This window comes from Aeromonas sp. QDB31, from assembly GCF_027707605.1.
Classification (GTDB): domain Bacteria; phylum Pseudomonadota; class Gammaproteobacteria; order Enterobacterales; family Aeromonadaceae; genus Aeromonas; species Aeromonas media.
The window spans coordinates 66,281-80,477 of the sequence record NZ_JAPCIX010000015.1 but is presented as its reverse complement, the minus strand read 5'-3'; the positions used below and the strand labels follow the sequence as shown (position 1 = coordinate 80,477).

General features: G+C 63.8%; 11 protein-coding genes. 3 read left to right on the top strand and 8 right to left on the bottom strand.

Annotated features, from left to right (window positions below; translation table 11 throughout):
• Positions 1–106 precede the first annotated feature (106 nt).
• The 3 genes from PG898_RS15010 to PG898_RS15000 all read left to right on the top strand — a co-directional run bounded on the left by PG898_RS15010 (position 107) and on the right by PG898_RS15000 (position 2,634).
• The gene (locus PG898_RS15010; RefSeq protein ID WP_270824503.1) at positions 107–1,423 is read left to right on the top strand and encodes an MFS transporter; all 1,317 of its coding nucleotides are present in this window, start codon (positions 107–109) and stop codon (positions 1,421–1,423) included.
• A 130-nt stretch (positions 1,424–1,553) separates the two neighbouring features.
• Complete coding sequence (locus PG898_RS15005) at positions 1,554–2,270, top strand: MarC family NAAT transporter (protein WP_270824502.1); 717 nt, start codon at positions 1,554–1,556, stop codon at positions 2,268–2,270.
• Between the two features lie 160 nt (positions 2,271–2,430).
• Complete coding sequence (locus PG898_RS15000) at positions 2,431–2,634, top strand: hypothetical protein (RefSeq protein WP_182787364.1); 204 nt, start codon at positions 2,431–2,433, stop codon at positions 2,632–2,634.
• 135 nt (positions 2,635–2,769) lie between these two features.
• Here PG898_RS15000 and tldD read toward each other — a convergent pair whose 3' ends face one another.
• The 8 genes from tldD to PG898_RS14960 form a co-directional block, all read right to left on the bottom strand.
• Positions 2,770–4,218 (bottom strand): metalloprotease TldD, encoded by a 1,449-nt coding sequence (gene tldD, locus PG898_RS14995; RefSeq protein WP_270824501.1) that lies wholly within the window; start codon positions 4,216–4,218, stop codon positions 2,770–2,772.
• A gap of 352 nt (positions 4,219–4,570) precedes the next feature.
• Positions 4,571–5,377: a carbon-nitrogen hydrolase family protein gene (locus PG898_RS14990; RefSeq protein ID WP_270824500.1), complete on the bottom strand. Its 807-nt coding sequence runs from the start codon at positions 5,375–5,377 to the stop codon at positions 4,571–4,573.
• Between the two features lie 121 nt (positions 5,378–5,498).
• Entirely contained in the window at positions 5,499–9,401 is a 3,903-nt protein-coding gene (locus tag PG898_RS14985) for a YhdP family protein (RefSeq protein WP_270824499.1), read from the bottom strand.
• Entirely contained in the window at positions 9,402–10,871 is a 1,470-nt protein-coding gene (gene rng, locus PG898_RS14980; RefSeq protein ID WP_005328020.1) for a ribonuclease G, read from the bottom strand.
• A gap of 79 nt (positions 10,872–10,950) precedes the next feature.
• A complete protein-coding gene (locus PG898_RS14975) occupies positions 10,951–11,538 on the bottom strand; it encodes a Maf family protein (protein ID WP_005328019.1) in 588 nt (195 codons plus the stop codon).
• Between the two features lie 51 nt (positions 11,539–11,589).
• Positions 11,590–12,075: a rod shape-determining protein MreD gene (gene mreD / locus PG898_RS14970; protein WP_005328018.1), complete on the bottom strand. Its 486-nt coding sequence runs from the start codon at positions 12,073–12,075 to the stop codon at positions 11,590–11,592.
• Positions 12,075–12,983, bottom strand: coding sequence for a rod shape-determining protein MreC (gene mreC, locus PG898_RS14965; RefSeq protein ID WP_270824498.1), 909 nt, complete (start codon positions 12,981–12,983; stop codon positions 12,075–12,077). The genes mreD and mreC overlap by 1 nt, the downstream gene beginning before the upstream one ends.
• 41 nt (positions 12,984–13,024) lie before the next feature.
• On the bottom strand, positions 13,025–14,065 hold the full coding sequence (locus PG898_RS14960) for a rod shape-determining protein (protein ID WP_005308111.1): 1,041 nt from the start codon (positions 14,063–14,065) through the stop codon (positions 13,025–13,027).
• Positions 14,066–14,197 lie beyond the last annotated feature (132 nt).

Here is a 14,197-nt window from a genome sequence, read left to right as displayed (position 1 = left end):
TTGTGCGATTTACATCGAGGGACACAAAAGCATACCCTCGTGGGTGAGCGTATCCCCGCAGAACGTGGGGGAGAATAACTAAAAAAACGATGGGAAACATAAGGATATGACCACAGTCAGCACACATCATGACCACAATCGCCCCCTCAACCGACAGGATTACAAGACCCTGAGCCTGGCGGCGCTGGGCGGCGCCCTCGAATTCTACGACTTCATCATCTTCGTCTTCTTCGCCGTGGTGATAGGCGAGCTGTTCTTCCCGGCGGACATTCCCGAGTGGCTGCGCCAGTTCCAGACCTTCGGCATCTTCGCCGCCGGTTACCTGGCCCGCCCGCTGGGCGGCATCATCATGGCCCACTTCGGCGATCTCATCGGCCGTAAGCGGATGTTCACCCTCAGCATCATCCTGATGGCGCTGCCGACCCTGCTGATCGGCCTGTTGCCCACCTATGCCAGCCTCGGCATCGCCGCCCCGCTGTTGCTGCTGTTGCTGCGGATCCTGCAAGGGGCCGCCATCGGGGGCGAAGTCCCGGGGGCCTGGGTCTTCGTGGCCGAACACGTGCCTGCCCGCCGGGTCGGCGTCGCCTGCGGCACCCTCACGGCAGGGCTGACGGCTGGCATACTGCTCGGCTCCCTGGTGGCCACCGCCATCAACCGTGGCATGAGCCCGATCGAGGTGAGCGAGTGGGGCTGGCGTCTGGCCTTCGTGCTCGGCGGTGTGTTCGGCATCGTCGCCATGTACCTGCGCCGCTGGCTGCACGAGACCCCGGTCTTCGCCGAGATGCAGGCCAACAAGGCCCTGGCCGAGGAGCTGCCCCTCAAGACGGTGCTTCGTGAACACAAGGGCAGCGTCATCGTCTCCATGCTGCTGACCTGGCTGCTCTCTGCCGGCATCGTCGTGGTGATCCTGATGACCCCGACCTATCTGCAGAAGGTGCATGGCATCAGCCCCGCCGATGCCCTGACCGCCAACTCCCTGGCCATCGTCGCGCTCACCCTGGGCTGCATCTTCTACGGCCGCCTGATAGACAGCCTCGGCAGCGGCCCCACCTTCGTGCTGGGTTCCCTGCTGCTGGCCGGTGCCACCTATGCCTTCTACCACGGCCTGGCGGCGGGTATGGATCAGCTGATACCGCTCTACATGCTGGCGGGCTTTGCGGTGGGGATCGTCGGCGCCGTGCCCTATGTCATGGTCAACGCCTTCCCGCCCGTGGTGCGCTTCTCCGGGCTGTCGTTCTCCTACAACGTGGCCTACGCCATCTTCGGCGGGCTCACTCCCATGCTGGTCACCCTCTGGATGAAGAACGACGTGCTGGCACCCTCCCACTATGTGGTCAGTCTGGCCGGTCTCGGCTTCGTACTGGGCCTCTGGCTCTGGCTGCGCCAGCGCACTCGGCGTCAGGTCACGCCACAAACCGCCTGATCAATACGGACCCCGGACTGTCGGGGCCCGCTTGTTCCGGCTATATTCAGCCGGGCTCCCGTAGAGTTGCCCCCCCTTAGGCCAGACCCGCGTCTGGCCCTGTTGTTTGCCAACCACCCCGAGGTGCAAGATGTTTTTCCAGGTCGTATTCATCGCCTTGCTCGCGCTGCTTCCCATGGTCAATCCCCCCACCACGGCGACCCTGCTGCTGGGATTGAGCAAGGGCATGTCCCGTGAGCACATACGCCGTCAGATCAATCTGGCCGCCATCTATCTGTTCGCCACCCTCTGCGTCAGCTTCTTCATCGGATCCTCCATCCTGGATCTGTTCGGGATCTCCATTCCCGGCCTGCGGCTGGCCGGTGGCCTCATCATCGCCTTCATCGGTTTTCGCATGCTGTTCCCGGCCCCCAGCCAGGCCGCCGGGGTCGACATCAACCAGAGCATCGCCTTCGTTCCGCTCACCATGCCCAGCATGTGCGGGCCGGGCACCATGGCCCTGGTGATCAGCGGCGCCGCCCAGATTGCCGAGCTGCCCGACGAGTACAACCGTTTCGTCATCTATGCCGCCATGGTGACCGCCTTCGCCCTGATGAGCCTGCTCAGCTGGGGCGTGCTCAAGCTGGCGGATCCGGTCTGCAAGATCCTCGGTGCCACCGGCATCGACGCCATGACCCGCATCATGGGCTTCCTGCTGGTGTGCATGGGCATGCAGTTCTGCATCAACGGCATCAAGGAGGTGGCGCAGGATCCCGTGTTCCACGGCGCAACTACGGTGCAGACGGCCCCTGCGTTGTCCCACGCACCCGGCGCACCCGATCACCTGCCGACCCCGCACCAGCCCTGACTGAAAACGGTGTCATCTCGGCTCGGGAATCGTCACCGAAGTTGCGCCTGATCATGTTGTCCATGCTCGGATGGGTTAGTCTGTTTTTTGTACAGGCAGGGTTCAGAGGGCCACGGCTAACGTGACCGATGCAGACCCAATCACTTGAGGAGACATGCAAATGGAAGAGATGCTGACCGAGATTGGAAGCTACAGCCTGTTTCATGAATATCTGAACGTAGTCGGGGCCGCCAGCCCAGCCCTGACCCGGATCAAGACCAGATGGGAATACAAGCGAAGCGATCGGCTGGTCGCCCAGATCAGGATAGATCCGCAAGGCCACGCGCGATTCTATATCGATGCCCGTGCCATATCGGTCAACTGATCCCCATCAACCCCATTCACCCGCCCCGGTCCACTGACCGGGGTTTTTTATTGGTGCGCCCCAAAGAAAACAAAACCCCGGCGGTGGGCCGGGGTTTGATTGCGTAGGGTCATGCCGCTGCGTGGCCAAGCCAACCTAGGAAGTACCGCCCACGGTCAATTGATCCAGCTTGAGAGTGGGCTGACCGACGCCGACCGGCACGCTCTGCCCCTCCTTGCCGCAGACACCCACCCCGCGATCGAGCGCGAGATCGCTACCCACCATGGAGACCTGACTCATGGCCTCGGGGCCGTTGCCGATGAGCGTGGCACCCTTGATGGGGGCAGTGATCCTGCCATCCTCGATGAGGTAGGCCTCGGAGGCGGAGAAGACGAACTTGCCGGAGGTGATGTCCACCTGACCGCCGCCGAAGTTGGGGGCGTAGATGCCCTTCTTCACCGAGGCGATGATCTCCGCCGGATCGTGCTGACCCGCCAGCATGTAGGTGTTGGTCATGCGCGGCATCGGCAGGGCGGCGTAGGATTCGCGGCGGCCGTTGCCGGTGAGCGGCACGCCCATCAGGCGGGCGTTCTGCTTGTCCTGCAGGTAGCCCTTGAGGATACCGTTCTCGATCAGCACGTTGTAGCCCCCCGGCGTCCCCTCGTCGTCGATGGAGACGGAGCCGCGCCGACCCACCAGGGTGCCGTCATCGACTATGGTGCAGTGCCTGGAGGCGACCTGCTCGCCGATACGACCGGCGAAGGCAGACGATCCCTTGCGGTTGAAGTCCCCCTCCAGGCCGTGACCCACGGCTTCGTGCAGCAGCACGCCGGGCCAACCGGCACCCAGCACCACCGGCATGGTGCCGGCCGGCGCGTCTATGGCCTCGAGGTTCACCAGGGCCTGGCGCACCGCTTCGCGCACATAGCCAAACGCCCGGCTCTCGAGCCCGTCCAGCTCCAGGAAATAGTCGTAGCCGAAGCGGCCACCGCCGCCGGCGCTGCCGCGCTCCCGGCGATCCCCCTTCTCGGCGATGACGGTAACCGAGAGGCGCACCAGAGGGCGCACATCGGCGGCCAGGGTGCCATCGGTGGCGGCCACCAGGATCTCTTCATAGACGCCACTGATGGAGGCCATCACCTGATTGATGGCGGGATCCAGGCTGCGGGCGAACTTGTCCATCTGCTCGAGCAGGGCGATCTTCTGCTGCTTGTCGAGGGTCTGCAGCGGATCCATGGCCGGATAGAGCAGGTTCGCTTCGGTTCTGGCCCAGGCTTTCACCTTGCCCTGGGCCCCGGCGGCGGCGATGCCACGGGCGGCGGTCACCGACTGTTGCAGCGCCAGCAGGCTCAGCTCGTCCGAGTAGGCGAAGCCGGTCTTCTCGCCGCTGACGGCGCGCACCCCCACACCCTGATCGATGTTGTAGCTGCCATCCTTGACGATGCCGTCCTCCAGCATCCAGGACTCGTGCCAGCTGCGCTGGAAATAGAGGTCGCCGAACTCCACCTGATGGCTCATCAGGCTGCCGAGCAGCTGCTGCAGCCGCCCTTCGTCGAGATCGTTCGGGGCCAACAATGAGGCACTAACCTGGCTCAATAGACTCAATCTTTCTCTCCACTCTCGCTGTGAGAAGTCGTAACGGTTAATTCATCCGGTGTGGCCCGGTGACAAGTTCGTATTCGTAGGGTGCAATGAACGAAGTGAATTGCATCGCCAACCCAAAGATAGACACAGGTGCAATGCGCTTCGCTTGTTGCACCCTACATCAATCAAGCAAACGGGCGTGCGCCATCACCGGCAAACGGCGGCGTTTTAGTTCTTCACCACACCATCAGAGCAAACGGGCGTGCTCCATAACGGGCAAACGGCTGCGTTTTAGTTCTTCACCACACCATCAGAGCAAACGGGCGTGCTCCATAACGGGCAAACGGCGGCGTTTTAGTTCTTCGCCACACCCTCAGAGCAAACGGGCGTGATCCATAACGGGCATGGTGCGTTTCAATTCGTCGACCAGCCCGGGCTCCATCTTCGCCAGCACGGTGGCGCGCCCCGTGCGTTGACAGGCCAGCACCCGACCCCAGGGATCGATCACCATGCTGTGGCCCCAGGTCTGGCGCCCCGTCTCGTGGGTCCCGCCCTGATTGGCGGCCACCACATAGCACTGGTTCTCGATGGCGCGGGCCCGCAGCAGCGGCTCCCAGTGCGCCTCGCCGGTCACGGCGGTGAAGGCGGCAGGCACCAGCAGCACGCGGGCACCGGCCCGGGCCAGCCGGCGATAGAGCTCGGGGAAGCGCAGATCATAACAGATAGAGAGGCCGAGGGGACCAAAGGGGGAGTCCAGCACCACGCACTCCTGGCCGGGGCTGAAGGTCTCGGACTCCCGGTAGCGGCCGTGGTTGTCGGCCACGTCCACGTCGAACAGGTGGATCTTGTGGTAGTGGCCCTTGAGCTCGCCGCCGGGATCGAACACCAGCGAGCTGGTGTGGATATGGTCGGAACCGGCGATGGTGGTGGGCATGGCACCGGCCACCAGCCAGATCCCGTGCTCCCGCGCCCAGGCGGCCAGCTGGATCTGGATAGGGCCCTCACCCAGGGCCTCTGCGCCATCCAGATAGCCCTGGCGCTCGCCGAACAGGGCGAAATTCTCCGGCAGCAGCACCAGCAAGGGGCGCTCCTTGGGCAGGGCCGCCAGCTCGGCGGCGATCTGTGCCCGGTTATCCTGCCAGTGACGGCCTGATATCAGCTGTATTGCGGCTAACCACATGACACGCTCCTTGTGATTGGGCAAGCCGCCGGACTCTGCATCCTCGGCTTGCGGGGGAATCCCTGCACTATGAGGGGTTCGGGCCCGGGACGAAAGGGTTTTGGCACCGCGATGCCGCTCCTCAGCGCTGGGCAGGCCCGCCGTGTTTGGGTGTCAGCAGGAAGGGGGTGACCTCCTCGGTGGGCAGATTCGGCGCCACCGCATCCACCGCCTGTTTCTGCTGCTGGTTGAGCTTGATACGGGCGCGATCCCGGCCCGCCTCGATCAGCTTGGGGTCGTCCAGCGGGCCCGAGACCCGGAAGTCGATGCGGGTCACCACATCCACCACAGGTTCCAGCAGCTTGGAGAGCGCCAGCACATAGAGCCCGGTGATCGGGGTAAGGGAGAAGGCTGCCACCACCGGCAGGGTGCCCCCCAGGTTCGGCGAGAAGCTCAGATCGTAATCGAGGCGCCAGCGCACCAGATCGGCGACGCCCTCTCCACGCAGGTTGCCGGCGGCCCCCTTCATGTAGAAGTCGTTGTTCTCCACCACCCCCTGCTTGATCTTGGCGGAGGCCGACATGGATTCGAAATAGAATCCCTTGTCGAACACATCGCGAAAATCGAGGCGCAGCTTGCGCATCAAGGAGTCGAGGCTCAGCAGGGAGAGCAGGCGCGCCCCCTTGTCGTTGACCTCCCGCAGGGTGCCCCCCTCAAGCTGGTGATCGGCACTGCCTGCCAGGGTCGGCAAGTCCAGCCGGTAGGGCACGTCACGCCAGCTCAGATCCAGCGCCAGCTTGCCCGGCGCGTCGCCGATGGGCGAGGTGAAGCCGAGTCGCTTGAGCAGCAGTTCGCTGTTCTGGGTGCTGAGGTGGGCACGGACCCGGGTCTGCATCTGGCCGGGCTGCGCCAGCCACTCGGCGCTCCCGCTCAGGGTGCTGCCGGCCAGCCGCATCTCCAGCCCCTTGAGATCGAGCCGGTTGGCGCCGGGTACCAGTTCGCCTTTCAGCTCCCCGAGGGGCAACTCCCCGAAGCGACAATCCACGCAGCTGAAGGTGAGCCAGGGGATGGCATCCATGATGGCCTTGTCCTGACGGGCATCGGGCTCGGGGCTGAGATCGGACCCCTTGCCTGACCAGTGAATACGAGCGAACTTGGCGTCGATGGGCTGCCTGTCCGTCACGGGAATGCGCACCACCCCCATCACCTCGGGGCTGTCGATCATCACCTCGGTGGCCAGGTTCACCGGCCCCACGGTGAAGTGCACCGCCTTGAGGTTGGCGCTGCCGATATCGGCCCGGGCGAGCAGACCATCGACCCCCCACTCCTGGGGCAGGAAGGCAGGGCCGACCACCGCGTTGCCGCTGCTCTGCGTCCCCTTGCCCGGCAACCAGCGCGTGAGCCGCGCCAGCCAGCCGGCCACGTCGGCCTGGGGCTGATTGATGGCGAGCAGCATGGGCTTGTCTTGCAGCACCCGGGCCCCGGGCTGCCCGACGTTGACCCGCACCCGGCTGAGGTAGGGAGCCCCCTCGCCGTACACCAACCGGCTCTGCATATCCACATCGGCCCCCAGCACCGCGCGAATGTCGGCACTGCCGTCGCGGCCCCGTGCCGTGACCTTGAGGGGGAGCCGGCTCTCGGGCGCCTTGGCCAGCGGCACCGGCAGATCCAGCCCCATCCCCTGCAGGTTGGAGTCCAGCGCCAGCTGGAAGCTGAAGGCATTGTTCTCGGGCAGGGTCAGCCCCAGGGTCCCCGTCCAGTTGCTGCGTCCCTTGAGCATTTCGAGGGCGGGAATGTCCTGGCGCTGGCGGCGGCTGTCCCAGAGTCCCTTGAACTTGAGATCCGCCTGATAGCCGTGGGGCAACTGTTTGCCCCGGTAATCCAGGGTCAGCGGCTGGTTCCACAGGCTGGCCTTGAGGTTGCTGAAGTGCGTGTGCTCGTTGTCATATTCGAGTCGTCCCTGCACCTTCTCCAGGGGCAGATCCAGGGTGGCGATCCTGACACTGTTGTCATGGAAGCTTGCCTCCCCGCTGGCCTTGACCTCGCCCTTGCCATCCAGCGGTATGTCGAGCTTGACCGTACCCTCCATGGGACCACGGATCTCGATCTCCCGCAGCGCCTGACCCACCGAGCCCGCGAGGGGAGAATCCTGCAGGTAACCGCTGATGGCCTGCCCCTCCCCCTGGACCCTGGCATCCACATAGAGGTGCGCCCCGGGGGAGAGATCCGGGATCCAGGCATGCACAGCGTCGGATCTGGCCTTGCCGAGGCGGGTGGCGCTGCTGCGCATGTCCAGACCCGCGTTCTGGAACAAGAGATCGATCTGCAGGTCGGTAAGGGGTTGCCAACCGGGGAAGAACTCGTAGGTGGCCTGCTCCAGCGGCACGGCGACCTGGAAGACCCCCTTGCCGTTGTCGTAAGGGAAGTCCCGGAACTCGCCATACCAGAGCAGGTCAGCCCCCTTGGCCTTGCCCCCCTTGATGGCACCGCTCAGGTAGTCCACCAGACCGTCGCTCATCACGGCCAGCGGATAATAGCGATCCGCATGGGCCGCATTCTTCACGTCGATGCGGCCAGTCAGGGCGAGGAAGGGATGTTCGAACAGCTCGAGGCGGAAACGACTGGCGAGGCGCAAATCCTCGTTATCCAGCGCAATGTCCTGGCCGTAGAGCACCCAGCCTTGCGTCTCGCGCCACCAGTCGAGGCGCGCAAAGAGGCTGTCCACCGGGATCGGCACCTTGAAGTGACGGGCGGGGTCCAGCTTGCCCTTGCCCAGGGTCAGGCGGGCGCTGCCCCCGGCCGGGGTCAGCCAGAAGTCACCGTCCAGTTTCTGCAGCCCGGGCACGTCGTGCCAGGCCTTGGTCTCGAAGCCCCTGAGCTGGCCGCTCAGGGAGAGCCCCTGCCAGTCGCCATCGGCCTGCAGCACCAGCTCCTGCAACTTGCCCTTGGGCTGGGTATGTTTGAGGGTCTTGGTCAGTTCGGGATAGAGGCCGGACACCAGCTGGCTCAGATTGGCCATCTGGTCGAGATCGATGGCGGGCACATAGCCCTGGATGCGGGAGCCGACCCGCTCTAGCTGCAACCGGCTCTGCAGCCAGGTCGCCCCGTCGAGCTTGAAGGTCACGTCGTGGCTGGCGAGCTGCCACTCCTCACCGTCGCGCCGCAGCTGGATCTTGCCGCCTCGCAGATCGAGCCTGTGCGGCTCACCCTTGACCTCGTCCTTCCAGATCAGGTGGTTGTTGCCAAAGGCCAGCAGGGAGTTGCCGAGCCTTCCCCCCTCGAACTCGCTCCACAGCTGGAAGTCGAGCTGCCCGGTCACCCTGGGTTCGCCGGCGTGGATCCGCGCCAGCATGGGACTGATGTCCAGCTCGCTGGCACCCAGGTAGAGCTGGCCCTTGAGCTTGTCGAGGCGCACTTGCGGGGCATCCACGTCGATGATGAGATCCAGGGTGCTCTCGCCCACCCCGTTGATCAGGTAGGCCTTGCCCACCCCCTGATGGCGCTTGCCGCGATTCTGCCAACGCAACTGGGCGATGTTGAGGGCACGCACCTCCCCCAGTGCCGTGGTGATGCTCAGCCGGCTGTCGTGAATGTCGAAGGTGGAGAGCTGGGTCAGCAGGAAGCGCAGCAGGGCCGCCTGCTGGCTGGGATTCTTGTCATTTTCCGGTGCCGCCGGCTGCGCCAGATCCAGCGCGATGTCGCCGTCGCTCAGCAACAACTGGCCGAACACCGGTTTCCAGTCGTTGAGGGAGCGCCAGAAGTCGAGGTGGGCCCACACCTTGCCGAGGCGCAGGGAAAAACGCCCCGAATCGGGGGCGATGGCGAGCTCTTGCAGCTCGAGAGCCGGGCCGCGCCGGGTCCAGCTCAACCCGACGTGCTCGACGCTCACCTCCAGCTGGTTGTCCCCCAGCAGGGTCGCTATCACGGCCTGCCGGTGCTGGTTGAGCAGGGGACCGCCAAGCCGTACCACGCTGACCAGAATGGCCAGCAGCACGAAGAGGACTCCAAGGGCCAACCAGCCCCGACTCAGCCAGCGATAGATCAATTACATCATCACCACATCGAATTGTTCCTGCCCACAGAGCGGCTCCGTCACCACCCTGACCTGCTTGCCGATGAAGACTTCCAGCTCCGCCAGACTGTGGGACTCCTCCCCTCGCAGGTAATCGGCCACCGAAGGCGCCGCATAGACGGTGAACTGATCCGCGTCGTAGGCACGGTTGACCCGGATGATCTCCCGCAGGATCTCGAAACAGACCGACTCCACCGTCTTGACCCGCCCGCGCCCCTTACACTCGGGGCACTCGGAGCAGAGCACGTGTTCCAGGCTCTCCCGGGTGCGCTTGCGGGTCATCTCCACCAGGCCGAGCTGGGAGAAGCCGTTGACGTTGGTCTTGGCCCTGTCTTTCGCCAGCGCCAGCTCCAGGCTGTGCAGCACCCGGCGGCGGTGATCCTCGGACTGCATGTCGATGAAGTCGATGATGATGATGCCGCCCAGGTTGCGCAGCCGCAGGTGACGAGCGATGGCGGCAGTGGCCTCGACGTTGGTGTTGAAGATGGTCTCTTCCAGGTTGCGATGGCCCACGAAGGCACCTGTGTTGATGTCCACCGTGGTCATGGCTTCGGTCTGGTCGATGATGAGGTAACCGCCGGATTTCAGCTCCACCTTGCGCTCAAGGGCACGCTGGATCTCGTTCTCCACGTCGTAGAGATCGAAGATGGGCGACTCGCCGGAGTAGTACTCCAGCTTGCTGGCCAGCTCGGGCACATACTCGCCGGTGAAGTGCGAAAGCAGCTCGAAGCTCTGGCGGGAATCGACGCGGATCTTGTCGAGTTCGGCGCCGACGAAGTCGCGCACCACCCGGAAGGCCAGGCTGGGATCCTCGTAGAGGATCTTGCACGGCGGGTACTTCTGCTTGCGCTCCAGGATCTTGCGCCACAGGCGCTTCAAGAAGGCGGCATCCTGCTCCAGCTCCTGCTCTCCCACCCCTTCGGCAGCGGTACGGATGATGTAGCCACCCAGCTCGTCCACATAGCCCGCCACGGTGCGCTTGAGGCGCTCGCGCTCCGCTTCGGACTCGATGCGCTGGGAGACGCCGACGTGAGCACTGCCCGGCATGAAGACCAGATAGCGGGACGGCAAGGTGATGTCGGTGGTGAGGCGGGCGCCCTTGGTGCCGAGCGGGTCTTTCACCACCTGCACCATGATGTCCTGGCCCTGGCGCACCAGCTCGGCGATGTTGCCCGCCTGGAACTGCTCCTTCTCCTTGATCGCCACGCACTCGGTGTGGGGCACTATGTCGGAGGCGTGCAGGAAGGCGGCCTTGTCCATGCCGATGTCGACGAAGGCGGCCTGCATGCCGGGCAACACCCGGCTGATCTTGCCCTTGTAGATGTTGCCCACGATGCCGCGCTTGGCCTGACGTTCTACATGCACTTCCTGCAGCAGCCCGTTCTCGACCAGGGCGACCCGGGTCTCTGAGGGGGTGACGTTCACCAGCAGTTCTACTGACATAAGTTACCTTGCCTTTCTAGTTTTGAATTCTGGCACGACGAACAACGGGTAACTCAGCAGCGAACTGCTGACGAGGGGATTACCGGGTCTGCTCGAGGTGCTGCTTGATCAACAGATCCGTCTCCAGCAGGGGCAGGCCGACCACGGCGCTGTAGCTCCCCTCGATGCGGCTGACGAACTTGCCGGCTATTCCCTGGATGGCATAGGCACCGGCCTTGTCACAGGGTTCACCCGTGCGCCAGTAGGCCTCGATCTCGGCCTCGTCCAGCTTGCGGAATGCCACGTTGGTGGTCACCAACCGCACGTCGCAGCGATCCGGGGTGGCCAGTGCCACCGCCGTCATCACCTGATGGACCTTGCCGGAGAGCGCCTCCAGCATGTCCTTGGCATCGAGCAGGTCGGAGGGTTTCTCCAGCACCCTGTCTCCCAGCACCACTATGGTGTCGGCGCCCAGCACCGGCAATGCGGTCGGGGCCGCGGCCACACCGGCCATCGCCTTGTCACGGGCTAGCCGGCAGACGTAATCCTGGGGCTTTTCGCCCGCGTCCCGCTGCTCGGGCACATCCAGCCTGAGCACCTCGAAGCGGTAGCCCAGCTGGGTCAGCAGTTCATGCCGGCGGGGTGAGCCCGAGGCGAGATAGAGTTGCAGTTCGTTGTGCTTGTTCATATTCACTCAATGAGGCGAGACGCAGTTACAATCCGTTGTTTTTACTCATGTTCACTTGATATTGAAGCGACGGCGTACCTTGCGCAAGACCATAAAAATCCAGGGCCATATTAACATCGTCGTCAATGTCGACCAAAAATAGGCCAGATTGAGACTGGCACGGCTGAACAGGTGCTCGGCCCAGAACACGGTGATCTTGCCCACCAGGGAGAGCAGACCGATGATCAACGCCTGCTGCCAGAGGGAGAAGTTGCGGATCTTCTGGAACTGGAAGGCCGCCAGATAGGTGGTGATGGCCATGGCCATGGCCCGCACGCCGAGCGTGCTGCCGAGCAGCACGTCCAGCAGCAGGCCAGCCACCCAGGCGGTGCCGACGTTGGCCCGATGCGGCAGAGCCAGCGCCCAATAGATGAGCACCATGGCGAGCCAGTCCGGCCGGAAGGGTTCGAATTGAAAGGGAAGCGGCAGGATCGAGAGACACAGGGCCAGCAGGATCGAGATCCAGATCCAGATCCTGCCGCTGGCGGGTTGCAGCATCAGCGCGTCGCCTCCGCCGCCGAGGTAGCCGTCGCCGCAGAGGGCGTCGCGGCCGGCGCCATGGCCTCGTCGTCATGCACTTCCGGCTTCTTGTCGGTCCACAGCAGCAGCAGGTAACGCAACCTGTCCAGCGCCACCAGCGGCTTGGCCTCGATCTGGGCGAAGGGCTTGCCCTCCACATAGTCGGATCGAGTCACGGTCGCCACCGGATAGCCTTCCGGGAAGCGGCCGCCGAGGCCCGAGGTGACCAGCAGATCGCCAACCTGGACGTCGGTGTTGCGCGGCAGGTTGCGCAGCTCCAGCTTGTCCAGCTCGCCACTGCCGGAGGCGATGGCGCGCAGATCGTTGCGCAGCACCCGCACCGGGATGCCGTGGCTGGAGTCGGTGATGAGCAGGACGCGGCTGGTGGTGGAACCCACATGCAGCACTTGACCAACCACCCCCTGATCGTTGATCACCGGCTGGCCGTTATAGACGCCGTCCAGCGCCCCCTTGTTGATCAGCACCTGATGGCTGAAGGGGTCGGAATCCACCGACAGCAGCTCGGCCACCATCTTGCGGGACTCCTTGTGCACAGGCGAACCGAGCAGCTCGCGCAGACGCTGGTTCTCGTGCTCCAGCTGATCCAGCTTGAGCAGGCGGGAGCGCAGAGTGAGCAGCTGCTGCTCCTGCTGCTTGGTCTGCTCGATCAAACTGGATCGGGTCTGCACCTGAGTCGACATGGTGTCAAGCAGGGTGCCGGGCGCATTGGCGATGTATTGCAGCGGGCTGACCAGCGAACTCAGATAGACGCGGACGTGCGTGAACACACCGAAGCGGGAATCCGCGACGATGGCAGCGACAGAGATGATGACGGCGAGAAACAACCGTAACTGAAGCGAAGGGCCTCTACCAAAGATGGGTTTCATGAGTCGTCAAAAAAGAGCCGGCGCTCGGCCGGCTTTGGGTCTTATTCGTAGTGGAACAGATCGCCACCGTGCATATCGATCAGTTCCAGCGCCTTGCCACCGCCACGGGCGACACAGGTGAGGGGATCTTCAGCCACGACGACCGGGATGCCGGTCTCTTCCATCAGCAGACGGTCGATGTCTTTGAGCAGGGCGCCACCACCGGTCAGCACCATGCCGCGCTCGGAGATGTCGGATGCCAGCTCGGGCGGGGACTGCTCCAGGGCGACCATGACGGCGGAGACGATGCCGGACAGCGGCTCTTGCAGCGCTTCCAGGATCTCGTTGGAGTTCAGGGTGAAGCTGCGCGGTACCCCTTCGGCCAGGTTGCGACCACGGACTTCGATCTCGCGCACCTCTTCGCCCGGATAGGCGGAGCCGATCTCGTGCTTGATACGCTCGGCGGTGGCTTCCCCGATCAGGCTGCCATAGTTGCGGCGCACGTAGCTGATGATGGCTTCATCAAACTTGTCGCCACCGATGCGCACGGACTGGGAGTAGACCACCCCGTTCAGGGAGATGATGGCCACTTCTGTGGTACCACCACCGATGTCCACCACCATGGAACCGGTCGCTTCGGAGACCGGCAGGCCGGCACCGATGGCGGCGGCCATGGGTTCATCGATCAGGTAAACCTCGCGGGCACCGGCGCCCAGCGCGGATTCCTTGATGGCACGGCGCTCGACCTGGGTGGAGCCGCACGGCACGCACACCAGCACACGGGGGCTGGGGCGGAAATAGTTGTTGTCGTGAACCTGCTTGATGAAGTGCTGCAGCATCTTCTCGGTCACGTAGAAATCGGCGATCACGCCGTCTTTCATCGGACGAATGGCGGAGATGTTGCCTGGGGTACGACCCAGCATCTGCTTGGCGGCATGACCGACGGCAGCGACCGATTTGGCGTTCCCGCGCTCTTGGCGAATGGCGACAACTGAGGGTTCGTTAAGGACGATCCCTTGATCTTTTACGTAGATCAGGGTGTTGGCAGTTCCCAAATCGATCGACAGATCGTTGGAAAAGACGCCTCTGAGCTTTTTGAACATGGCTACGGGAAATCCTAAGAATTTGGAGGTGCAGAAAACCGGCTAACTTTACCAATGCCCACCCCAATGGGCAAGCGCTCAAACTGTCGCCAGTCAATCAAGCGCGACAAAAATGCGAGTCATCACTCACCC

Bases quoted from the DNA above. Each gene is read 5' to 3' on its own strand.
- PG898_RS15010 (WP_270824503.1), top strand. From the start codon at position 107: ATGACCACAGTCAGCACACATCATGACCACAATCGCCCCCTCAACCGA.
- PG898_RS14990 (WP_270824500.1), bottom strand. From the start codon at position 5,377: ATGTGGTTAGCCGCAATACAGCTGATATCAGGCCGTCACTGGCAGGAT.
- mreD (WP_005328018.1), bottom strand. From the start codon at position 12,075: ATGCTGCAACCCGCCAGCGGCAGGATCTGGATCTGGATCTCGATCCTG.
- PG898_RS15005 (WP_270824502.1), top strand. From the start codon at position 1,554: ATGTTTTTCCAGGTCGTATTCATCGCCTTGCTCGCGCTGCTTCCCATG.
- PG898_RS14975 (WP_005328019.1), bottom strand. From the start codon at position 11,538: ATGAACAAGCACAACGAACTGCAACTCTATCTCGCCTCGGGCTCACCC.
- rng (WP_005328020.1), bottom strand. From the start codon at position 10,871: ATGTCAGTAGAACTGCTGGTGAACGTCACCCCCTCAGAGACCCGGGTC.
- PG898_RS14960 (WP_005308111.1), bottom strand. From the start codon at position 14,065: ATGTTCAAAAAGCTCAGAGGCGTCTTTTCCAACGATCTGTCGATCGAT.
- mreC (WP_270824498.1), bottom strand. From the start codon at position 12,983: ATGAAACCCATCTTTGGTAGAGGCCCTTCGCTTCAGTTACGGTTGTTT.
- PG898_RS15000 (WP_182787364.1), top strand. From the start codon at position 2,431: ATGGAAGAGATGCTGACCGAGATTGGAAGCTACAGCCTGTTTCATGAA.